This is a genomic window from Microbacterium murale (genome assembly GCF_014635185.1).
In the GTDB taxonomy this organism is placed as follows: Bacteria; Actinomycetota; Actinomycetes; order Actinomycetales; family Microbacteriaceae; genus Microbacterium; species Microbacterium murale.
On sequence record NZ_BMCM01000001.1, the window covers coordinates 609046 to 630730 of the forward strand.

The following is a 21685-nucleotide window of genomic DNA, read 5'->3' on the forward strand; positions in this document are numbered from 1 at the left end:
GTTCGTATACTCTACATACGATCGTACGTATTCATTGACCGAGGAACTCATCGACCCAGGAACGAGGAATCATGTCTGCTTCCGTCGCTGCCCTTCGGCGCAGCATCCGCATCTCCGCCGCGATCTCGCCGACGATCGCCGCCCGACTCGCGCTTTTCGCGTTCTTCCGACCCGGTCCGAAGATGGCTGTGCACGAACGCGATGCCGCGACCGATCTCGCCGGGCACCGCGAGTACCTCCGCTTGCGCGGTCGCGATGTCGCCACCTACCGATGGGGCACGGGCGAACGCACGGTGCTCGTGCTGCACGGCTGGCAGGGACGCGCTTCGCAGCTCGCGCCGGTCGTGCACGAGCTGGTCGCGGTGGGATGCACCGTGGTGTCTTTCGATGCGCCGGCGCATGGCGCCTCAGACGGTCGACGCGCTGACATCACCGACTGGCTCGACGTGAGCGCCGAACTGGCGCGCCGCCACGGCGGTTTCGACGCGGTGGTCGGACACTGCTTCGGTGGCCTCGCGGCTCTGGCGTTCGCGCGTGATGACGCGGCGATCCGGTCGGTGGCCGTGATCGCCGCAGCTGCGAGCCCCGCAGCCTTCCTGCACGAGTTCAGCACGATGCTCGAGCTCGACGACGAGACGCATACCCGGTTCGAGCGACTCTTCTATGCACGGCTGGGTGAGACGCCGGCCATCGCGATCACGCACTATGACGCCGTCGCGCACCCCCTCCCGGCCACGACAGAGTTGCTCGTCGTGCACGATCGAGAGGACCGACGGATGCCGGATGCCGGATCGCTTCGCCTTCACGACGCGCACCGCGGCCAGTCCAGACTCATCCGCACGAGCGGCCTCGGTCACGCCAGGCTGCTCTCGGATGACGCCGTGCTCGACGCGATCGTCGAGATGACGACCGGCGGTGTGGATGCTGTCGACGCCGTCCGATCTCAGGCAGGCGACTGGAAGAACGAGGCCATCGACAGCGCGACAGTCGCCCCCTCGGAAGACGCCGACGCCGACGGGGCGTTGCCGACGAGGAATCCGATCAGGACGATGGCGCCGATGAGCAGCACCGCGAGTACGGCGAAGATCGTCACCGTCCAGCCGCGGTAGCTGGTCCCTTCCGTGCCGCCGGCGGCCGGACTGACGTAGTTCCGGCTCGCCTCATCACGGGCCGTGGCGGCCCGCGAAGCGGCGGCTCGAGACTCGGCTTTCTGCGCAGCGGTCGGGGGCACGACCTCCTGCTTGTGGGCGGATGCCGAGGTCCACGTGTCGTTGGGCGCCCAGGTGTTCCGCTTGCGCAGTGCGGGCTCGCCAGTTGCGGCATCCGCATTCTCCGAAGGCGCCGGCGGGATCACAGGCTCCGCGCTGGGAGCCGGCGCCGCTGCGCCGAACTTGGGTGGCGGCGGCACCTCGAAGCCTTCGATGGCCGCCTCGGCGTCGGGAATCGCGACGGTCTCCGGCGCCGGGACAGCGAAGGGCTCCACGCCCGGGGCAGCGGCGGGCGGAGCCGACGCCGCCGATTCACCACCAGACACGGGCGCGTCGGTGGTGGCATCCTCGCCGGGATCTTGCGGTTCTTCCGTGTTTTCGCCGCTCACGCTCTCGATACTACGTGTGACGCGGCGATCCGCACCCGGTCATCCGGCGATATGCGCGAGTCAGCCGCCGACCGACCCGAGGTCGGTGTTGCCGACGTCGGTGCGGTGGAAGTTCTGGAACGAGCGGGATGCCGTCGGCCCGCGCTGCCCCTGGTACCGGTTTCCGTACGGGCCGGAGCCGTAGGGGTTCTCGGCGGGCGAGGTCAGACGGAAGAAGCACAGCTGCCCGATCTTCATCCCGGGCCAGAGTTTGATCGGCAGAGTCGCGACGTTCGCGAGCTCGAGCGTGACGTGACCGGTGAAGCCGGGGTCGATGAATCCGGCCGTGGAGTGCGTGATCAGGCCTAGGCGGCCGAGTGAGCTCTTGCCCTCGAGTCGCGCGGCGATGTCATCCGACAGCGTGACCTGCTCGAACGTCGCGCCGAGCGCGAACTCACCGGGGTGCAGGATGAACGGCTCGTCGGGCTTGACCTCGATCAGGTGGGTGAGGTCGGGCTGATCCTCCGACGGATCGATGAACGGATACTTGTGATTGTCGAAGAGCCGGAAGTACCTGTCGAGTCGCACGTCGATGCTCGACGGCTGGATCATCTCCGGCTCGTGCGGAGCAAGACCGATCTTGCCGGAGGCGAGTTCTGCTCTGATGTCGCGGTCGCTGAGAAGCACGGGTACAGCCTACGGCCACATGGCGGCGAGACCATTTCCGATGGCGGAGAACCCGAGCACGAGGAAGAGAACGCACATGATCGTGTGGTTCTCACGGACGAGCCAGGCGTGGAGCGATTCGAGCGGCGCGCGCAGGCGCGATGCAGCGACCAGGTAGGCGATCACCGGAACGAGGACAGTGGATGCCGCGATCGACGTGAAGAGGACAATGCCGACGACGATCCCGTCGAGTGCGAGGCCGGATGTGCCGAGATCGACAGCCACTGTGGTGCTGAAGATGATGTTCTTCGGATTCACGACGGAGAGGAACAGGCCGAGCCGGAGTGCGCCACCGAACCCGAGCCCGTCGACCTTCTGCATCCATCCGGGCAGTGGCGGGATCTCACCGTTCGCCGGGCGCTTGCGCCACTGCCTGCCCGCGAGGAACAGCAGGAGCGCACCGAGGACGAGCTTGATCACGCCTTCCCAGATGCTGGGGCCACTGGCGTTGTGCGCCGGCAGGAACGTCGACAGGGCGGTGAGCGTGACGATGACGACGAGGATGCCGACGAGCCACCCGGACAGGAATCCGACGCTGCTCGTTCGCGCCTTCGGGCTCAGCAGGGTGAGGATCACGACGATGATCGGCAGCGGGCTGATCGCGATGCCGAGTGCGAACGGAAGAAGCTCGCCGATGACGGTGCCCACCCAGGCCTCAGTTCTCCCCCACGAACGCAGAGGTCAACAACAAGCATGGCCTGTCGCATCGAGCTTTGGCCATGCGCGCGACTGCAGGTAGGCTTGCCTTCACCTGTTCTTCATGAGCAGGTTCGGGACTGTAGTTCAATGGCAGAACTTCTGCTTCCCAAGCAGATAGCGCGGGTTCGATTCCCGTCAGTCCCTCCACTGCACCTCTACCCCGCGACGCCGTCTTCTGCTTCGATGGCCTCATGCCTCACGACGTCGTGAATCAGCCCCCGCCTCGCACGGACCTCGACGAGTACGCGATCAACACGGCATTGGTCGAGGGAGTCGAGCGTCACGACGCGACCTGGGCTCACCATCGCCTGCATCTGACGGGTCAGCGGGTCGGCACAGCATCGTTTCAGCGCGATGCCGAGCACGCGAACCGTCGCGAACCCGAGCTGCACACGCACGACCGCTACGGGCACCGTATCGACGAGGTCGAGTACGACGATTCATATCACCGGATCATCGGCGCCGCGGTCGCAGATGGCGCGCACACCGGCGCGTACGTCGAGCCGATGCCCGGCGCGAACGTCGCGCGAGCTGCAGCCTTCATGCTCTACGCGCAGGTCGAGCCCGGACACGCGTGCCCTGTCTCGATGACGCATGCCGTGGTGCCGGTTCTGCAGCAGCACGGCGAGACCGCCTGGCTCGCTCGCACCCTCAGCACGAGCTACGACCCGGCACTCGGCGCCGACAAGCGCAGTGCACTGTTCGGCATGGCGATGACCGAGAAGCAGGGCGGATCCGACGTGCGGTCCAACACGACGACCGCGACGCCGATCGGCGAGGGACGATACCTGCTGAACGGTCACAAGTGGTTCTGCTCCGCACCAATGTCGGACGCCTTCCTCGTGCTCGCCCAGGCACCGGGCGGACTGTCCTGCTTCCTCCTGCCGCGTACTCTCGACGACGGCTCCCGCAACGGCATCCGCATTCGACGTCTCAAGGACAAACTCGGCAACCGTGCGAACGCCTCGAGCGAGGTCGAGTACGAGGATGCCGTCACCACCCTCGTCGGCGAGGAGGGCAGAGGCGTCCGCACCATCATCGACATGGTCGCGCGCACTCGCCTGGACTGCGTTCTGGGGTCGACCGCAGGCATGCGTCAGGCGACAGCCGAAGCCGCATGGCATGCACGGCATCGATCGGCATTCGGTCGGGCGCTGATCGACCAGCCGGCCATGACCGCGGTGGTCGCGGACCTGCAACTCGAGACGGAGGCGGCCACGGCGACCGCGCTGCGGCTCGCCCGCGCGCACGACGACGATGCCTCGGATGAGGAGATCGCCTTCCGTCGCCTCGCCACTGCGGTCTCGAAGTACTGGATCTGTAAACGCGGGCCGGGCCACGCGTACGAGGCCCTGGAGTGCCTGGGCGGCAACGGCTACACCGAGTCGTTTCCGCTCGCGATGCGCTACCGGGAGCAGCCGGTCATGGCGGTGTGGGAGGGATCAGGCAACGTGATCGCCCTTGACGTGCTGCGCGTACTCAGCCGTGACGGCGACTCGCTCGCCGCGTTCGACGCGGAGGTCGCCCGCGCCGCAGGTGTCGACTCAAGACTCGATGCACGGATCCGCCGCACCCGCGAACTTGCCCGCGAGGTGGCATCCGATCCGCAACCGGATGCCACCGCACGTCGCCTCGTCGGTGCCCTCGCGCTCACCCTGCAGGGCGCGCTGCTCGTGCGCCACGCACCTCATGCCGTCGCCGACGCATTCTGCGCGACGCGTCTGTCTGGCGACGCGTACGACGGTGCTCTCTACGGCGCACTGCCGAGAGCGGTGGATGCCGCGGCCATCGCCGCTCGCGCTTAGGCGCACCCGCCCAAACCCGATCAGAGTGCGAGAATCAGGGTCGACACGAATAGAGGCGATCACATGGCAGACCGGTTCAAGGTCGGCGACCACGTCGGTTGGAACTCGGAGGCCGGACACGTCAGTGGCCGCATCGTGAAGGTGCACACCACCGATTTCGATTACAAGGGTCACACGCACCGCGCAAGCGACGACGACCCGCAGTACGAGATCAAGAGCGACAAGACCAATCACGTCGCCGCACACAAGGGCAGCGCGCTGAAGCGCCTTTCCGACTGAGCGAACCTCGGCGTCCAGCCTGCGATTCAATCAGTGACCCGCGCCGCCACGATCCGAGCGGTCGCCTCGGGATCCATCCGGTGCCCCACGGATTCCGGCACCTGCAGGAATTCAGCATCCGGCATCGTCTCCGCGAGACGCGATGCCGCGGACACGAGGAACGGCATCGTCTCGACCCCGCACAGGATCGTCACCGGCATCCGCACGCCACGCATCTCGGCCGACGGGGTCGCCACACGTCGGGTCACCATCGTGTCGTAGATCGTGGACCGACCGAGCGGCGCGATCTGAGCGAACGCCGGTGAGGCGCGGAACTGCTCGATGAAGGCCTCCGGCAGACCGACGCCCTCGCGCTGGAACAGCACGACAGCCTCCTCCGGATGCCCGTCGTCGACGAATGCCTGAAGACGATCTTCGAGATCCGGTGCGGGGTCATCCTCACCGAATCGAAACGGCGGCTCGGAGAGGAACAACCGCGAGATCGGCACGCCCTGCCCTGCGGCGAACAGTGCGAGGACAGCACCGGATGAGTGGCCGATCACGGCGGTGTCAGGACCGGATGCCGCGATGATCGCAGCCAGATCCTCCACCTCTCGCTCTGGCGCTGCGGTGTCGCTGTCGCCGCTGTCGCCTCTGGCACGCCGGTCGTAGGTGATCGCACGCAGCCCGGCATCGGCGAAGGCGCGGGCGATCTCCGCCGCATCGTGCGCGGTCGACAATGCGCCATTGATGATGACGATCGTCGGGCCCGCACCGTCCTCGTGCATGGCGATGAGGGTTCCGTCCGCAGACGTGACGTGCTTCATCGTTCAAGGCAACACCCGCGCCGTGAGCGCGTCAAGGGCTGAGTATCCCCGCGAGCAGTCAGTCCGTCCGGCCCGAGTACAGCTCACCCACCGGGACCGCTGCCGAGAGCACGTTGCCGGGCTGGGCGAGCGGGCAGGCCCACGCAGGGTCATAGGCGCAGGACGGGTTGTAGGCGAAGTTGAAGTCGAGCACGATCGTCCCGCGCTCGGCATCGGATCCGAGGTCTGCACCCTTGATCGTGTCGATCAGGTAGCGCCCGCCCCCGTAGGTTCCGCCGGGCTGTCCGGCGAGTGCATCGCGCACCGGGATGAACAATCCGCCGCCGTATGACATCAGGCGCCACACGTCGAGCGCTCCGACATCCGGGATCTCGACCTTGCCGATCCGCTCGAACGGCACGACCCCGTCAGTCCCTGTCGCGAACTCGAAGCCGCCTGGGTCGGCGGGCAGGATCGGCAGTTCGAAGCGCCACTCCGCGTCGTCGGAAGCGATGGACAACCCCTCGAACAGGGCGCGATCCTCGGGCAGCAGCGGAGTCGCCGGGTGCCGCAGCATCAGATCGTCCCGCTCGATCCGCCAGAGTTCGTGCGCATCCTCCGGAGAATCAGCACGCCACACTGCCGCGTAGAGGGCGAAAACACGGCGGCGCCAATCGACGACCTCGGTGGCCGTGCGCGCGTTCGTTGCGATCATGTGCCCCAGGCTACGCGGGTCGCCTCACGCTCCCGGCGTAGCGCGCGTCAGCTCACGCGGATGAGCGAGCGCTGCCAGCCGGATGAGCCGTTCGGCGCGATGGGCGCGCGCTCCTCGATCTGGAGATCGCCATTCTTGTTGACGGCGCGAACCGCGACGTAGTGCGTGCCCGGTGTCGCATCCCATTCCATGAACCACTGCACCCAGGTGTCGTCGTTGATGGGCGTCGACAGGGTCGCCGGCATCCACTCGCCCTCATCGATGCGCACCTCGACCCGCTCGATGCCCACGGTCTGCGCCCAGGCGACGCCGGCGATCGGGATGCGCCCGGCCGACACCGCTTCGCCGATGCTCGGGGTGTCCAGACGGGACGAGAACTTGATCGGCGCCTCGGCGCTGTATCCGCGCGGCGTCCAGTAGGCCTCGTCATCGGCGAACGTGGTGACCTTGAGCTCGGTCAGCCACTTCGTCGCCGACACGTAGCCGTACAGGCCTGGCACGACCATCCGCACCGGGAAGCCGTGCTCGAGCGGCAGCGGCTCTCCGTTCATGCCGACCGCGAGGATCGCGTCGAGCTCGTCATCGACGAGTGCCGCGAGCGGGGTGCTCGCGGTGTATCCGTCGACGCTGCGGGAGAGCACCATGTCTGCACCGGACTTCACGCCGGCCTTGCGCAGCACATCGCGCAGCGGCACGCCGAGCCACATCGCGTTGCCCACGAGCTCGCCGCCGACCTCGTTCGAGACGCAGGTCAGGGTGATCGCGTACTCGTCGACGCCCATGTCGAGGATGTCCTGGAAGCTCATCTCGACTCTCTGGTCGACCATGCCGTCGATCACGAGACGCCAGGTCTCGGGATCGATCGTTGGCACGGTGAGCGCAGTGTCGACCCGGTAGAAGTCGTCGTTCGGGGTGAACAGTTCGCTGAGCCCCGGAACATCGAGTTCCGCGCCTTCGGGCACCTTCACGGTCGTGCGCGGGGCCGGCAGCTTGAGTGCCTTGCGGATCGTCTCCACGGATGAGACCGCCATGCTCACGGTTCGGGCCGTGATGCCGACGACGACGGCGGATGCTCCGGCAATTGCCGCCAGAACGAAGAACCGTCGCCGATTGAGCTCCTTCGGGGCCCCGGGGGTGTCGACGACGAGGTCGACCTGAGCATCTTCTTCTTCTCGGTGATTCTCCACGGCGGCGGATGCAGATGCGCGCCATGCCCGCAGGCGTCGGACGAGGACGACCAGCAGGACCGAGCCGGCGATCGTTCCGAGAACCGGCGGAAGGAATGCGAGCGGCGTCACGCCGGAGCGGGTCACGATCGCGGCGGTCGAGAGCACTCCCGCGATGACCAGCGCGACAACTCCGAGGGGAGGACGCACGAGTTGCAGAACACCGGCGATCGCCGAGGCGATCACCACGGCAAGGCCCAGCCCTGCCAGCAGAACGATCTTGTCGTACTCCCCGAAGGTGGCGATCGCGAATTCCTTGAAGGGCTGCGGCACGATGTCGATCACGAATCCGCCCACCGCGAGGATGGGACTGGCTCCACGCGCGAAGAGCAGAGCGAACAGCTCAGCGGTTGCGAGGAAGACCGCACCGCCGATCACGCCCGCGAGCGCCGCCCACGCGATGAATCGTTTGCCTCTGTTGCGCTTTGCCACGATGTCCTCCAACTTCACCTGTGAAGGTGTGCTCCACCTCTATTCGGAGCCGGAGCGGAATCGGATGTGTTCGCGGCGCTCACCCGACCCCGCACATCAGATCCTCGTTACGCTGGAAACGGAGCGGCACAGCCGAAGCCCGTTCCAGGCTCAGATCGAGAGGACGGGCGCGGATGTCACCCCAGGACTTCGACGCGATCACGGAAGCCGACCTGCGCGAGGCAGGCAGCATGAAGTGGACGATGTTCCCGGACATGATCGGGGCGTTCGTCGCCGAGATGGATTTCGGCGTCGCACCGGCGGTGAAGGACGCTGTGAACGAGGCTCTGGAACGCGGACTCACCGGCTACCTCCCGGCCGGTCTCGCCGACGACCTCGCCCAGGCGACCGCCGCCTGGTACGCGGATTCGTACGGCTGGGACGTGCCGGCCGAGCGGGTGCACCACGCGCCGGATGTCATCGCGGCGTTCGAGTTCGCGATCGAGCAGTTCACGAGTCCCGGTGCCGCCGTCATCGTGCCGACCCCCGCCTACATGCCGTTCCTGATGGTGCCGCAGATGCATGGCCGCCGCGTCATCGAGGTGCCCAGCATCGAGGTCGACGGCCGCTGGCAGATCGATCACGACGCTGTGACCGCAGCCTTCACCGACGGTGGCGAGTTGTTCGTGCTGTGCAATCCTCACAATCCCCTCGGCACGGTCTCCACGCGGGAAGAGCTCGAGCGCGTCGCCGACACCGTCGCCGCAGCCGGAGGACGGGTGTTCTCCGACGAGATCCACGCCCCGCTCGTGTACTCCCCTGCCCGGCACATCCCGTATGCCTCGATCTCCGAGACCGCGGCCGGCCACACGATCACCGCGGCATCCGCCTCCAAGGCCTGGAACCTCGCGGGCCTCAAATGTGCGCAGATCATCCTGTCCAACGATGCGGACGCGTTGCTGTGGGAAACCGCCGGCGGATGGGTCGGCCACGGCACGTCGACGATCGGAGCTGTGGCGAACATCGGCGCCTACACCGGCGGGGCGGGCTGGCTGCAGGAGGTCGTCGAGTATCTCGACGGCAACCGTCGGCTGCTCGCCGAACTCGTCGCAGAGCATCTACCGGACGTCCGGATGACGACGCCGGAGGGCACTTACATCGCGATGTTGGACTTCCGCTCCACCGGACTCACCGGCGACCTCGGCACCTGGTTCCGTGAGAACGCCGGCGTCGCGATGACCGACGGAGCAGCCTGCGGCGTCGCCGCCGTCGGCTTCACCCGCTTCGTCTTCGCGATGCCGAGGCCGCTGATGAGAGAGGCGATCATGCGGATCGCCTCGGCGCTTGCGGATCGCACTGTGTCAACCACAGCCGGCGCAGCGCTCTGATCACGGCGCTACGCCGCTGACCCCTCCTCAGAGGCGTCATCAGCCGGCGGAAGCCCGTCGAACCGCCGCCAGATCTGGGCGAAGAGCAGCCCCAACGAGCCGGCGAGGGCAGCGATGATCACCGCCGTGAAGAGTTGGCTGGGATCGAGAACCTCCGCGACGACGAACAGCGAGACGACGAAGGCGACAGCGCAGAGGCAGGTGATGATCCTGTCCTGCATTCGATACCACTTCCTCGCTCGCGCCGGAATATCGCGCTCTCCGGAACTGCGTCGGTCCAAGAAGAGCGCGATGAGCATGAGCGGCACGACCTGCATCGCAGTTTCATAGAGCAGCACTGCATCTCCTCATTCGGGTTTCGACGCGGGCGTCGCGCCATGGTCGGGTCGTTCGTCAGCGATGAGGATCGCTCGGCGGAGTGCGTCGCGCTGCGCAGCGTTGTACAGCTCGGGCATCACGTCTCGCAGAGTGGCATCGACGAGGTCGCGCTCAACACGCGTCCCGGATTCCTTCTCGTTCAGCCACGGATAGTCAGCACGGTGTCTGGCGAGCAGCGGAGCCATGCGTTCAGCCAGCTCCTGCTTGGTGCTTTCACTCGCGTCTGCGGCGAGGTCGTTGTAACCCCGTTCGATATCGGACGGCTCGACCTCGATCATCCGTCTGATGTCACTCAGAGCATCCTGATCGAAGAAGCGCGTGTAGATCGTGATGAGTGCCCGATCCGCATCGCTGAGGTGGTCTGCGACGGTGCTGAAGCCGAGAGGGACATCGAGCGAGGTCGGGTCGTCGAGCATGAAAGCCAGCTCGGTGCGTGCCCGCTGGAGTCGTTCGATGCTCGTCGCGAGTTCAGCGTCGATCATCCGGAGTGCATCGTGGGCGTCACCGCCGTCTGCACCCAGCGAATCGACGCGATCCAGTGGCATACCGAGCTCGCGCAGTCGACGAATCCGGATGAGGCGGGCGAGATGATGCGTCTTGTACTGCTTGTATCCATTGCTTCGTCGTTCGGGCTCTTCGAGGAGCCCGACCCGGTGGTAGTGACGGATGGCATTCACCGTGGTGCCCGCCAGTTCGGCGAGCTCACGAGTGCTCCACGCCATCCCGACTCCTCACTGCACCTCTGCGGGTGCGCCACTTCATCCACGCTATGTCCATCGGTGACGGATTGCACGAAGATGTCACATCGTGCACGTCGCTCCCTCCTCGGGGACCTCGAGGTCGATCAGATAGGCCGCCGCGACCGCGTCGACGCAGTCGTTCATCCCCTGCGCGACGATCGTGTGCCCCTGACCGTCCACCGTGAGCAGCGCGCTTCCCAAGGTTTCCGCGAGACGTATCCCGCCCTCGTGCGGTGTCGTGGGGTCTCGGGTGATCGAGACCACGAGCGTGTCCGGCAGCCCTTCGATGTCCTGCGCGTACGGGAATCCGAGAGTGGGCTCGGCCGGCCAATGCTCGCACCCGTCACGCGCACCCGCGGTCACATCCACGCCGGGATCCATGAACGGTGCGCTCTCGTACGTCGCGGTGCGGAGCTCTCCGCCCTGCTCCGGGGTGAGACGCTCTTCGTCCATGCAGTTGATGGCGTAGTTCGCCTCAGGCGTGTTCGGCCATTGCCCGCTCTCGCTGCGCGGACTGAACCCGTAGAGCAGCTGCATCAGCTGATCTCCCCTGCCTTCGGTGACGACCTCGGTGATGCCGGCGATGATGGCCGGCCACGACGCCTGGTTGTAGAGCCCAGCGATCATGGCCCCGACCGCGTCATCGAAGTCCAGTTCTGTCTCCAGCGCGGGAATCGGATCGTCGCGCAGCGGCTGGAAGATCTCCTGGAACCTCGCCGTCGCCTGCTCCGGATCCGTTCCGAGCGGGCAGTCGGGTTGCGTCGCGCACGAGGCGGCCAGCTCGTCGAACGCGGCCTGGAAGCCGGCGTATGCGTTCACCCGGGACTCGAACGTGCCCTCGGACGGATCCCGACCGCCGTCCAGCAGCATCGCGCGCACGTTCTCCGGGAACATCTCCGCGTACACCGCGCCCAGACGTGTCCCGTAGCTCTGACCGAAGTAGGTCAGCTCGTCTTCGCCGAGGGCCGCTCGGAGAACATCCATGTCGCGAGCGGTGTCCCTCGTTCCCATGTGGGTGAGCGCGTCGATACCACCCGACCCCTCGGCGCATTTCTCCATGATCGCCCTGGTGTCGTCTTCGGTGAACTCGACCGTGGTGCCCTGTGATCCCAGCGCCACCGTCCCGGCATCCGCTTCCTCGTCTGTGTAGCAGTCCGCTGCGGGGATCGTGGAGCCGACGCCTCGCGGGTCGAACCCGACCACGTCGAAGGATTCGGTGATGGGGCTCTCGACCAGGCCCGCCGCCGTGATGATCGCGCCGGTCAGACCCGATCCACCAGGGCCCCCAGGATTGATCACCATCGGCCCGAGCGATTCCCCCCTGGCAGGCATGCGCAGCACCGCCACTGACGCGAGTTCGCCTTCTGGTTCGGCATAGTCAAGGGGCACGTCGAGACGGGCGCACTCCGCATCGGGCACAAGCCCCAACAGCTTCTCGTCGTCATCGGTCACCGCGTAATCGGCGCCGCACGCCTCCCACGAGAGTTCCTGATCGTAGAAGGCGTCGAGATCCGCCGTGGATGAATCGGATGCGGTGTCCTCCGCCGGCGTCGGCGCGCAGGCCGCCAGCGACAGGGCCACGGCGAGCGCCCCGAAACCGGCGACGACGGGAAGCCCTCGCCGCCGCATGAATTCTCTCTTCGGTCGTCCTGCCTCGTTCACGTTCGTCCCTTCGTCACGTTCCACACAGCACACACTGTGTTCTGGGAACAGGGTCAAGTACCGGAGGCTGAGAAAGTATGCCCAGGGTCTGCGTTTCGCGCCTAGCCTGAGAAGATGGCGACCTCCGCGATGTCTGCAACGCGCTGGGCAAAACTGCTGGTGCTGGTCCTCCCCCTCGCCGTGTCGACAGGTTGCGCTGCCGCCGATGACGTGGAGAATACAGCGCAGTCCGGGGCGCCGGCGACGTCCGAAGTCGTCGTCGACGGTCTGGACGCCCCGTGGTCCGTGGCGTTTCACGACACGACCGCGCTGGTCAGCGAACGCGACTCCGCGCGCATCCTCGAACTCGACGGCACGGGCGGCGCTCGCGAAGTCGCGGTGATCGAAGGCGTCGCTCCGGCCGGCGAAGGCGGACTCCTCGGCATCGCCGTTCACGATGATCATCTGTACGCCTACTACACGGCCGCTGACGAGAACCGCATCGACCGTTTCGAGCTGACCGGTGAGCCCGGGGCGTTGGGCCTCGGCGCTCCCGAGCGCGTGTTCGACGGCATCCCTGCCGCAGGCAATCACAACGGCGGCCGTATCGCCTTCGGTCCAGACGGCATGCTCTACGCGACGACCGGCGACGCCGGCGACCGGCAGAACGCACAGGATCTCGAGAGCCCAGGCGGCAAGATCCTCCGTCTCACACCCGACGGCGGGATTCCGGAGGACAATCCGTTCCCCGCGTCGCCCGTGTACAGCCTCGGACACCGCAACGCCCAGGGCATCGCGTGGGCAGGCGACGGCACCATGTATGCCAGCGAGTTCGGGCAGGACACCTGGGATGAGCTCAACGTGATCGAGCCGGGCGGCAACTACGGCTGGCCCGAAGTCGAGGGCATCGCCGAGCAGGACGACTTCATCGATCCGGTGCAGCAGTGGTCACCGCAGGACGCGAGCCCGAGCGGCATCGCCGTCGTGGGAGACGTGATCCTCATCGCGAGCCTCCGCGGCGAGCGCCTCCGCGAGGTTCCGCTCGCCGATCTCACCACCTCGACCGAGCACCTCGTCGGCGAGCACGGGCGTCTGCGCGACGTCGTGCTCGCCCCCGACGGATCAACCTGGGTGATGACGAACAACACCGACGGACGAGGCGCCCCCGGGCCGGACGACGACCGGATCCTCAGGGTCGCCATCGATTGACGCCGCGCGAGCGGATCACGCCGGTTCCGGCTGCGCCTCCGCCGTTCCTTCGGGACCTGCCGTCGGGATGATGTCCAGCGGCATCGTGCTGGTGTCGAGCAGTTCGTTCTCGTCCTGCTCGGCGACGAGTTCCTTGGCCTCGGCACGAGTCTCCACGCTCGGGAACGAGCCCTTCAACGGCCGCTTCGCGGTCTCTTTCATCGACAGCATCGCCACACCGCCGAGCGCGGCGAAGAACATGATGTAGAACGCCGGCATGTAGGTGTTGCCGGTCAAGTCGATCAGCGCCTGGCTGAACAGCGGCGTCGTGCCGCCGAACAGCGACACCGCGACGTTGTAGGCGATCGCCATCGCTCCGAACCTGGATGCTGTCGGGAAGAGTGCAGGCAGCGCGGATGCCGAGATCGCGACGTAGAACGCGACGGGGATCGCCACCATCGCGAGGGCCAACATGACCGCCCACTCCTGGCCGATCTGCATCACGGTGAACGCCGGCACCATGAGCACGATCGTGGAGATCACGGCGATCCCGTACACGGGTCTGCGACCGATGCGGTCGGACAGCTTTCCGATCAGCGGCAGGCATGCACTCATCACGACCAGGACGGGCACCGTGGCGACGGCCGCCATCAGATTCGAGACGCCCACTTCGGTCTCGAGATACGTCGGCATGTAGCTGGTGAGCGCGTAGCCGGCCGTGTTGGTCGCCGACACCAGGGCGATGCCGATCAGCACCTCGCGCCAGTGGTGGCGGAAGATGCCGATGATGCCCTGGCGCGCAAGCGGGTCGTTCGGGTCCCCTTCGCGCTCCTCCTCCGGCTCCGCCTCGAATGCCGGGGTCTCGGGGATCTTCAGGCGGAACCAGATCGCCACGATGCCCAGCGGGATCGCGATCAGGAACGGGATGCGCCAGCCGAACTCGGTCATGGCATCCGGGCCCGCGTTCGCCTCGGCGATCCAGGTGGTCACCGCGACGACCGATGCGCCGGCGGCGAAACCGATGTACGAGCCGACGTCGAGGAACGATGACCAGTAGCCGCGCGATCGGTCGGGCGAGAACTCGGAGACATAGGTGGTCGCCCCGGCGTACTCGCCTCCGGTGGAGAAGCCCTGCACCATCTTCAGCAGGTACAGCGGCACGATGGCCCACAGCCCGATCTGCGCCGAGGTCGGCAGCACGCCGATCAGCGCGGTCGCGATCGCCATCATGGCCATCGTGAAGAACAGCACCCTCTGGCGCCCGATCCGGTCGCCGAGCGGACCCAGCACGATTCCGCCGAGCGGGCGCACCAGGAACGAGATCGCGAACCCGAACAGCGTCAGCAGCAGGCCGAGTCCGCCTGGCGCATCGCCTGTGAAGACCGTCGTCAGGGTGACGGCGAGATAGCCGTAGACACCGAAGTCGAACCACTCCATGAAGTTTCCGACCACGGTGCCGGAGATCGCGATGCGCAGTTTCGACTTCTTGATGACGAGCACGTCGTCGACTTCGAGTCGTCTGCGACGGACGATCGCCTTCTTGCCGCGCCGCGGACGCGCCTTCGGATCGGATGCCGCGGATCTGCCCGCGTCGGATGCAGGAGTGGTGTTCGACATGGGTGATCCCTTCAGCCCTGTCCGTCGAACATGGCCTTGTAGCCCTGCCCGCCGACTTCGATGCCCTTCACGATACTCAGACCCGATTCCATCGGCGACAACTCGTGCGGCGTTGCCCCTTCTCGCGGGTGATGGGCCCGGAGTGCCACGCAAGCCGATTGCAGGTCGGTACCTGGGGAGGACGTGCCCGCCGACCCCGCTCCGTAGCGTTGACGACATGATCACAGCAGAAGGCCTCACGAAGAGGTTCGGAGACAAGACCGCGGTGCAGGACGTGTCGTTCACGGTGCAGCCGGGAACCGTCACAGGGTTCCTCGGCCCCAACGGCGCCGGCAAGTCCACCACGATGCGCATGATCGTCGGCCTCGACAAGCCCACTTCGGGCCGGACGACGGTGAACGGCAAGGAGTACCGACGCCTGCGCGCACCGCTCACCGAGGTCGGGGTGCTCCTCGACGCGAAGGCCGTGCACACCGGCCGTACAGCCAGGAACCATCTTCGAGCGATGGCGGCGACCCACGGCATCCCGTCGTCGCGGGTCGACGAGGTCATCGATCTCGCCGGTATCGGCTCGGTCGCCCGTAAACGCGCGGGCAAGTTCTCACTGGGCATGGGTCAGCGGCTCGGCATCGCCTCGGCGCTCCTCGGCGACCCGCACACGCTCATCCTCGACGAGCCGGTCAACGGCCTCGACCCGGAGGGCGTCCGGTGGGTGCGTCAGTTCGTCCGCTTCGCCGCGTCCGAGGGCCGCACCGTGCTGCTGTCCAGCCATCTCATGAGCGAGATGGCGCAGACGGCGGATCACGTGATCGTGATGGGTCGCGGACGAGTACTGGCGGATGCCCCGTTGAATGAACTCGTCCGGTCCTGGACCGCCACGACGGTGCGGGTCCGAAGCCCCCGTGTGGCGGATCTCGCATCCGCGGTCGCCGCCGCGGACGTCGAGATCGTCAGCACGAGCCCGGATTCGCTCGAGATCGTCGGGCTCCCGGCATCCCGCATCGGCGACATCGCCGCCGACCGAGGCATCCCCCTGCACGAGCTCACGCCCAGCAACGGCTCGCTCGAGGACGCCTACCTCGCACTCACCGGCGAATCGGTCGAGTACCGTTCCGCCGAATATCCCGCAAAGGAACTCGCATGACCACCACAGCCGCACCGGCGATGCGCACACGAGCAGCCTCGCCGTACCGTCTCACCTTCGGGCGCCAACTGCGCAGCGAATGGATCAAGCTCTCGACCCTCCGCTCCACGTGGTGGTCGATCGGCATCACCGCCGTCGTCACGATCGGCGTCGCCCTGCTGATCGCGCAGTCGATGGACGTTCCCGGCTTCGAACCGATCCAGGCCGTCGTCTCGCCCGTGCAGTTCACGATGCTGCTCGCCGGCGTGCTGGGTGTCATCGCCGTCACCGGCGAGTACTCGACGGGGATGATCCGCTCCACACTCGCGGCCGATCCGGTGCGCGGCTCCGTCCTCGCAGCCAAGGCGATCGTCATCGCGGTGTTCCTCTTCATCGCATCGCTGGTCATCTCGCTCGCCGCAGCGCTCGCGGTGTCGCCGATCTTCGCGTCCAGGGATATGCCGTTCCCCTGGGGCACCCCGGCGGACTCGATCCTGCCGATCTTCGCCGCGGCCGTGTCGATGGCGGTGTTCGCCCTGATCGGCGTCGCGTTCGGCTTCATCCTGCGCTCCGGTGCGGGTGCGATCGCCGCGACCGTCGGGCTGCTGTTCATCCTTCCGATCGTGATGAACATCTTCGCGATGCCCGGAGACGAGTGGCGCTGGATCATCGATGTCTCGAACCACCTGCCGATGTCGGCCGCGCAGAGTGCGATCCTTCCCCAGGACGGCTGGGGACTTCCCGTCGGCGAGGCATATCTGACGCTCGGAGCATGGGTCGCAGCGGGGATGCTGTCGGCCTGGGCCGTGCTGCGCACCCGCGACGCGTGACAGCGCGACGCCGCGAAGCACCGACGCGTAGAGTCGAGGCCGTGTCGAAACAGCGCAGCCGCAGCGCCTTCTCCAGCGAGGAGGAGGAGCTGCGGCTTCCGCGTCCCCCTGGCATCATCCGCCGCTTCTGGGCGCGACATCCGGTCTTCGCCGACGTCCTCATCGCGGTCGTGTGCCTTCTCCTCTCGATCGCACCGGCGACGGTCTTCACCACGTACGGCACACCGCCCGATGGCGGCGCCGTCATCGCCAACATCGTCATCGTGGCCTTGGTCGTGGTCACCTGCGCTCTGCTGCTGCGCCGCCGCCAGTGGCCGGTCGTCGTATCCGTTTCCGCGTACACCGTGGCGATCGCCTACCTGTTCGTCCTGGACCCCACCGGGGGTCCCCTCCTTCTCGTGACCAGCTACGCGCTTGCGGTCTACCGCTCAACTCGCGCCGCCTGGATCGGGCTGGCAATCGGCATCGGCTCACTGACTCTGGTCTCTCTGCTCCTCCAGATGACCGGAGCCATCACACTCCAGATCGCGCTGAACGGCGTCCTCGGTCAGCTCGTCCTCGCCCTCATCGGAACGCTCATCGGTGTGAACGTCGGTGGCCGCAAGCGCTATATCGAGGCGGTGATCGGCCGGTCCAGACAGCTCCTGACCGAACGCGACCAGCAGGCGCAGATCGCGGCATCCGCAGAGCGCGCCCGCATCGCGCGCGAGATGCACGACATCGTCTCGCACTCCCTCACCGTGATCGTCGCGCTGTCGGAGGGCGCAGCGGCGACGGGCGATCAGGAACGCGCGAGGGATGCCGCGACCGCTGCCGCCGCGACCGCCCGCGGTGCTCTCGCCGAGATGCGATCCATGCTCGGGGTGCTGCGGGACGGCGAATCGGACGTTCCGCTCGCACCGACCGAATCGGTGTCGCCGAACACCACCGTCGCCGCCGCTCAGAACGCCGGCTACCCCGTCACGCTCACCACCACGGGTGAGCCGCACGTGCCGCCGGCCGTGGGCTTCGCGATCGGCAGGATCGTGCAGGAGGGGATCACCAACGCCATGCGACATGCCAGGAGTGCAACGAAGATCGCCGTGCGCGTGGACTACTCAACCGATCCGGTCGTCATCGAGATCCGCAATGACGGCGTCGCCGGTCCGGCCGGCAGGACGGGCTACGGGCTGCGCGGGCTGCGCGAACGTGCCGCCCACGTGAACGGCACGGTGCATTCCGCCCCGGTCGGCGACGGCAGCTGGTTGCTGCGCGCCGAGTTGCCAGCGGCATCCGGACCGAACACCACCGACATCGCCACCGACGCAGCAGAGGATGCACAGTGACCGACCCCATCCGCGTACTTCTCGTCGACGACCAGGAACTGATCCGCGTCGGGTTCCGACTGGTGCTGGAGGCGGAGCCCGACATGGTCGTCGTCGGCGAAGCCGGTGAAGGTGAGGCCGCGATCGCACGGTCGCGGGACCTCCGCCCGGACGTGGTGCTGATGGACATCCGGATGCCGGGAGTCGACGGCATCGCCGCGACCGAGGCGATCGTAGAAGCGCTTCCCGAAACACGAGTGCTCGTTCTGACCACGTTCGACCTCGATGAGTACGCGTTCGGCGCGATCCGCGCGGGCGCGAGCGGATTCCTCCTCAAGGATGCGCAGCGGCACGAGCTGACCTCGGCCGTGCGAGCTGTGCATCGAGGCGACGCCGTGCTCGCGCCGCGCGTCACCCGCCGGCTGCTCGGGCATCTCGGACCGCAGATCACACCGATGAGCGACGAGCCCGATCCCACTTCTTCGCTGACAGAGCGCGAGCGCGATGTGTTCCTCGCCATCGCTCGCGGTCTCACGAACATGGAGATCGCTCAGAGCCTGTTCCTGAGCGAGTCCACGGTCAAGACCCACGTCGGTCGCGTGCTGATGAAGCTCGAGGCACGCGACCGCATCCAGGCTGTCATCCTGGCGCACCGGTACGGTCTGGCGTGAGAGGTCAGGCCGCGCGGTCCCGACCATCCCTGATGCCGCGACGCCAATCCCGCGGCGTCACGCCGTGCACGCGCCGGAACGCTCGTGTGAAGGTGGTCAGGTCGCTGAACCCCGCCTCGTACGCGACCCACTCGATCGTGCGATCCGGTGCGTCGCGCAGCAGCCGCTCGGCGATACGCAGACGCTCGGCACGCAGCACCGACGCCGGCGACAGTCCAACCATCTCGAACACCTGGTAGAGGCGGCGTCGCGAGACGAAGTGCTCTCTCGCGACCGCATCCATATCCAGACCCGCCACCGTCGCGTTCGTGCGCAGGTACTCCTGCACCGCATGGCGCAATCCCCGTGAGGTACGAGGCACGCTGCTGCCCTCACCGAATGAGGAGCGGATCATCACAGCCGCGAGATCGCGCACGGTGTCGCCGACTTCCGCCGTGGCGCCGTCCGGAAGCGCGTCGACATACGAGAAGAGATTCCTGGCGGCCGGTGCTCGCCATCCACTGGGCAGCGCGAGTCGCCGCATGGCGTCCTCCACCATCATCCGCGGAAGGCCGAGCGACGCCCGCGACACCTGCACGATGAGCTGCTGCTGGCCGGGTGGCGAGTAATCCAGGTAGTACGGCCGATCGGTCGCATAGATGCTCACCGACCCTGGACGCACCGCGGCGGATCCGCCGCCTGCGGCGACCGTGCCAGACGAAGACCGCTGAAGCGAGAGGTGCAGGTCATCGCTGTGTGCATGGTGGGCCAGGCTCTCGGTGCGATCCGCACTTGTACCGCTCGTGGTCACAAGCGCGACGGAGACCCGCTCGTCCAGCCCGGTGTGCTCCATCCGTCCCTGGAAGTAGGGCTCGAATCCCGCACACCGCAACGGCACGAAGCATCCGCTGACGACCGTCTCCCAGTCATCGGCGCTCTCCACTTCGAGAACAACCACGTTCGCCTCCCAGTGGCATGGAGCCTACCCCGCAGCGCGGCAGGTTACGAGAAACGCTGACCGCACTGCACAAAACGCCGATTCGAGGAGTGCACACAACGCCCACCGCGGTGCACGGAACGCCGGAACAGCAGGTGGCACCCGGGGCGAGTCTGGTGGTCACCGAAACGACGGGAGAGAGATGTCGTTCTTCACACAGGACACCTGGCACGGCCGCGGATACCTCGGCGGCTGGATTCACTTCGATCAGACCGCGAAGGTCACGTCGCCGTCGACCGGCGAAGTGCTCGCCGAGATCGGCATGGGCAGCCCGGCGGAGATGACCGAGGCGATCGAGAGGGCGGATGCCGCGCAGCGCGACTGGGCCGCCTTGCCTGCCGAGCGACGCGCCGCCGTCATGCGCAGGGCGGCCGCGCTGCTCGAACAGCACGGCAGCGTCCTCAGCGACTGGCTCATCGATGAGGCAGGATCCGCGCAGGGCAAGGCCGCCTTCGAAGTCGGTCTCGTCACCGCCGAGCTGCATCTGGCCGCTGCGACCGCCATGATGCCCTACGGCGAGCTGCTCACCTCATCGCTTCCCCGGCTGAGCATGGCGCGCCGCCGCCCCGTCGGAACGGTCGGGGTGATCTCGCCGTTCAACTTCCCGACGATCCTCGCCGCGCGTTCGGTGTTCCCCGCACTCGCCCTCGGCAACGCGGTGGTGCTCAAACCCGATCCCCGCACCGCGGTCTCCGGCGGGCTGTTCCTCGCCGCACTCCTCGAGGAGGCCGGGTTGCCCGCCGGCGTGTTCGCCGTCGTCCCCGGCGGCGTGGACACGGCATCCGTGCTGATCGACCACCCGGCTGTGCCGGTGATCTCATTCACCGGATCGACTCAGGCCGGCCGAGCGATCGGCGAGCGCGCCGGACGCAACCTGAAACGCGCGCATCTCGAGCTCGGCGGCAACAACGCCATGATCGTGATGCCGGATGTGGATGTGGCCGCCGCAGCCTCCGCCGGCGCCTGGGGCTCATTCCTGCATCAGGGGCAGATCTGCATGACGACCGGCCGTCACCTCGTGCACGCAGATGTCTACGACGAGTACTCCGAGCGTCTCGCTGCGAAGGCGAACAGCCTCACGGCGGCCGATCCGTCGACCGGTGCCCCGCTCGGTCCGATCATCGATGCCGGTCAGCGCGACCGGATCCACGATCTGGTGACGGCGACGACTGATGCCGGAGCCACCCTGCTGGCCGGCGGCGAGTACACCGACCTCTTCTACCAGCCGACAGTACTCGGCGACGTGCGGACCGATCACCCCGCCTACGCCCAGGAGGTGTTCGGGCCCGTAGCGCCGCTGCTGCGCTTCGAAGACCTCGACGAGGCGATCGATCTGGTCAACGCCAACGAGTACGGTCTGTCGGTCGCGATCCTCGCCGGCGACGCCTTCCGGACGTACGAACTCGCGGAGCGCATCGACGCCGGCATCCTGCACATCAACGACCAGACCGTGGACGACGAATCGCAGGCCCCGTTCGGCGGTACCGGGGCGTCCGGCACCGGCGCGCGCTTCGGCGGTCACGCCGCCAATATCGAGGCCTTCACCGACACCCAGTGGGTGACCATGCAGTCCCGCATCCAGCAATACCCGTTCTGACCCGCCCGAG

General features: G+C 67.1%; 21 protein-coding genes and 1 tRNA gene. 11 read left to right on the forward strand and 11 right to left on the reverse strand.

What is annotated here, in order from left to right; translation table 11 throughout:
- Positions 1-71 precede the first annotated feature (71 nt).
- Positions 72-1109, forward strand: a complete 1038-nt coding sequence (locus IEV67_RS02900; protein ID WP_188435062.1) for an alpha/beta hydrolase — start codon at positions 72-74, stop codon at positions 1107-1109.
- A 548-nt stretch (positions 1110-1657) separates the two neighbouring features.
- Here IEV67_RS02900 and dcd read toward each other — a convergent pair.
- Together dcd and IEV67_RS02910 are read right to left on the reverse strand one after the other, a co-directional pair.
- Positions 1658-2263, reverse strand: a complete 606-nt coding sequence (gene dcd, locus IEV67_RS02905) for a dCTP deaminase (protein ID WP_188435065.1) — start codon at positions 2261-2263, stop codon at positions 1658-1660.
- A gap of 9 nt (positions 2264-2272) precedes the next feature.
- Positions 2273-2950, reverse strand: coding sequence for a GAP family protein (locus IEV67_RS02910; protein ID WP_188435067.1), 678 nt, complete (start codon positions 2948-2950; stop codon positions 2273-2275).
- A 124-nt stretch (positions 2951-3074) separates the two neighbouring features.
- Here IEV67_RS02910 and IEV67_RS02915 point away from each other — a divergent pair.
- The 3 genes from IEV67_RS02915 to IEV67_RS02925 all read left to right on the forward strand — a co-directional run bounded on the left by IEV67_RS02915 (position 3075) and on the right by IEV67_RS02925 (position 5085).
- Positions 3075-3148 (forward strand) — tRNA-Gly (locus tag IEV67_RS02915).
- Positions 3149-3192: 44 nt separating this feature from the next.
- Entirely contained in the window at positions 3193-4806 is a 1614-nt protein-coding gene (locus IEV67_RS02920) for an acyl-CoA dehydrogenase family protein (RefSeq protein WP_188435069.1), read from the forward strand.
- A 63-nt stretch (positions 4807-4869) separates the two neighbouring features.
- Positions 4870-5085 (forward strand): hypervirulence associated TUDOR domain-containing protein, encoded by a 216-nt coding sequence (locus tag IEV67_RS02925; RefSeq protein WP_188435071.1) that lies wholly within the window; start codon positions 4870-4872, stop codon positions 5083-5085.
- Positions 5086-5111: 26 nt separating this feature from the next.
- Here IEV67_RS02925 and IEV67_RS02930 read toward each other — a convergent pair whose 3' ends face one another.
- The 3 genes from IEV67_RS02930 to IEV67_RS02940 are packed head-to-tail and all read right to left on the reverse strand — an operon-like array spanning position 5112 to position 8246.
- The gene (locus IEV67_RS02930) at positions 5112-5891 is read right to left on the reverse strand and encodes an alpha/beta fold hydrolase (RefSeq protein WP_188435073.1); all 780 of its coding nucleotides are present in this window, start codon (positions 5889-5891) and stop codon (positions 5112-5114) included.
- Between the two features lie 58 nt (positions 5892-5949).
- Positions 5950-6585: a DUF1684 domain-containing protein gene (locus tag IEV67_RS02935; protein ID WP_188435075.1), complete on the reverse strand. Its 636-nt coding sequence runs from the start codon at positions 6583-6585 to the stop codon at positions 5950-5952.
- A gap of 47 nt (positions 6586-6632) precedes the next feature.
- Positions 6633-8246, reverse strand: a complete 1614-nt coding sequence (locus IEV67_RS02940) for a molybdopterin-dependent oxidoreductase (protein WP_373284443.1) — start codon at positions 8244-8246, stop codon at positions 6633-6635.
- Positions 8247-8416: 170 nt separating this feature from the next.
- Here IEV67_RS02940 and IEV67_RS02945 point away from each other — a divergent pair, with 170 nt between their 5' ends.
- Positions 8417-9610: a MalY/PatB family protein gene (locus IEV67_RS02945; protein ID WP_188435080.1), complete on the forward strand. Its 1194-nt coding sequence runs from the start codon at positions 8417-8419 to the stop codon at positions 9608-9610.
- 8 nt (positions 9611-9618) lie between these two features.
- Here the strand turns inward: IEV67_RS02945 and IEV67_RS02950 are convergent, their stop codons facing one another.
- The 3 genes from IEV67_RS02950 to IEV67_RS02960 all read right to left on the reverse strand — a co-directional run bounded on the left by IEV67_RS02950 (position 9619) and on the right by IEV67_RS02960 (position 12414).
- Entirely contained in the window at positions 9619-9948 is a 330-nt protein-coding gene (locus IEV67_RS02950) for a hypothetical protein (RefSeq protein ID WP_188435082.1), read from the reverse strand.
- A 9-nt stretch (positions 9949-9957) separates the two neighbouring features.
- Positions 9958-10710 (reverse strand): helix-turn-helix domain-containing protein, encoded by a 753-nt coding sequence (locus tag IEV67_RS02955; protein WP_188435084.1) that lies wholly within the window; start codon positions 10708-10710, stop codon positions 9958-9960.
- Positions 10711-10788: 78 nt separating this feature from the next.
- Entirely contained in the window at positions 10789-12414 is a 1626-nt protein-coding gene (locus IEV67_RS02960) for an alpha/beta hydrolase (RefSeq protein ID WP_229702666.1), read from the reverse strand.
- A 90-nt stretch (positions 12415-12504) separates the two neighbouring features.
- On the opposite strand from IEV67_RS02960, the gene IEV67_RS02965 reads away from it, so the two are divergent.
- On the forward strand, positions 12505-13578 hold the full coding sequence (locus IEV67_RS02965) for a PQQ-dependent sugar dehydrogenase (RefSeq protein ID WP_188435085.1): 1074 nt from the start codon (positions 12505-12507) through the stop codon (positions 13576-13578).
- Between the two features lie 15 nt (positions 13579-13593).
- On the opposite strand, the gene IEV67_RS02970 is transcribed toward IEV67_RS02965, so the two are convergent.
- Positions 13594-15174 (reverse strand): MFS transporter, encoded by a 1581-nt coding sequence (locus tag IEV67_RS02970; protein WP_188435086.1) that lies wholly within the window; start codon positions 15172-15174, stop codon positions 13594-13596.
- A gap of 11 nt (positions 15175-15185) precedes the next feature.
- Complete coding sequence (locus IEV67_RS02975) at positions 15186-15323, reverse strand: hypothetical protein (protein WP_188435087.1); 138 nt, start codon at positions 15321-15323, stop codon at positions 15186-15188.
- A gap of 68 nt (positions 15324-15391) precedes the next feature.
- Between IEV67_RS02975 and IEV67_RS02980 the strand changes: the two genes are divergently transcribed.
- From IEV67_RS02980 to IEV67_RS02995, 4 genes are read left to right on the forward strand one after another with little or no spacing between them, the layout of a single operon-like run.
- Entirely contained in the window at positions 15392-16318 is a 927-nt protein-coding gene (locus tag IEV67_RS02980; protein ID WP_188435088.1) for an ABC transporter ATP-binding protein, read from the forward strand.
- Positions 16315-17127, forward strand: coding sequence for an ABC-2 transporter permease (locus tag IEV67_RS02985; protein WP_188435089.1), 813 nt, complete (start codon positions 16315-16317; stop codon positions 17125-17127). Before IEV67_RS02980 ends, IEV67_RS02985 begins: the two co-directional genes overlap by 4 nt.
- Before the next feature lie 41 nt (positions 17128-17168).
- Entirely contained in the window at positions 17169-18452 is a 1284-nt protein-coding gene (locus IEV67_RS02990) for a sensor histidine kinase (protein ID WP_188435090.1), read from the forward strand.
- The gene (locus IEV67_RS02995) at positions 18449-19102 is read left to right on the forward strand and encodes a response regulator (RefSeq protein WP_188435091.1); all 654 of its coding nucleotides are present in this window, start codon (positions 18449-18451) and stop codon (positions 19100-19102) included. Before IEV67_RS02990 ends, IEV67_RS02995 begins: the two co-directional genes overlap by 4 nt.
- Before the next feature lie 4 nt (positions 19103-19106).
- Here IEV67_RS02995 and IEV67_RS03000 read toward each other — a convergent pair whose 3' ends face one another.
- Complete coding sequence (locus IEV67_RS03000; RefSeq protein ID WP_188435092.1) at positions 19107-20039, reverse strand: helix-turn-helix domain-containing protein; 933 nt, start codon at positions 20037-20039, stop codon at positions 19107-19109.
- 181 nt (positions 20040-20220) lie between these two features.
- Between IEV67_RS03000 and IEV67_RS03005 the strand changes: the two genes are divergently transcribed.
- Positions 20221-21675, forward strand: a complete 1455-nt coding sequence (locus IEV67_RS03005; RefSeq protein WP_188435093.1) for an aldehyde dehydrogenase family protein — start codon at positions 20221-20223, stop codon at positions 21673-21675.
- Positions 21676-21685: the final 10 nt, after the last annotated feature.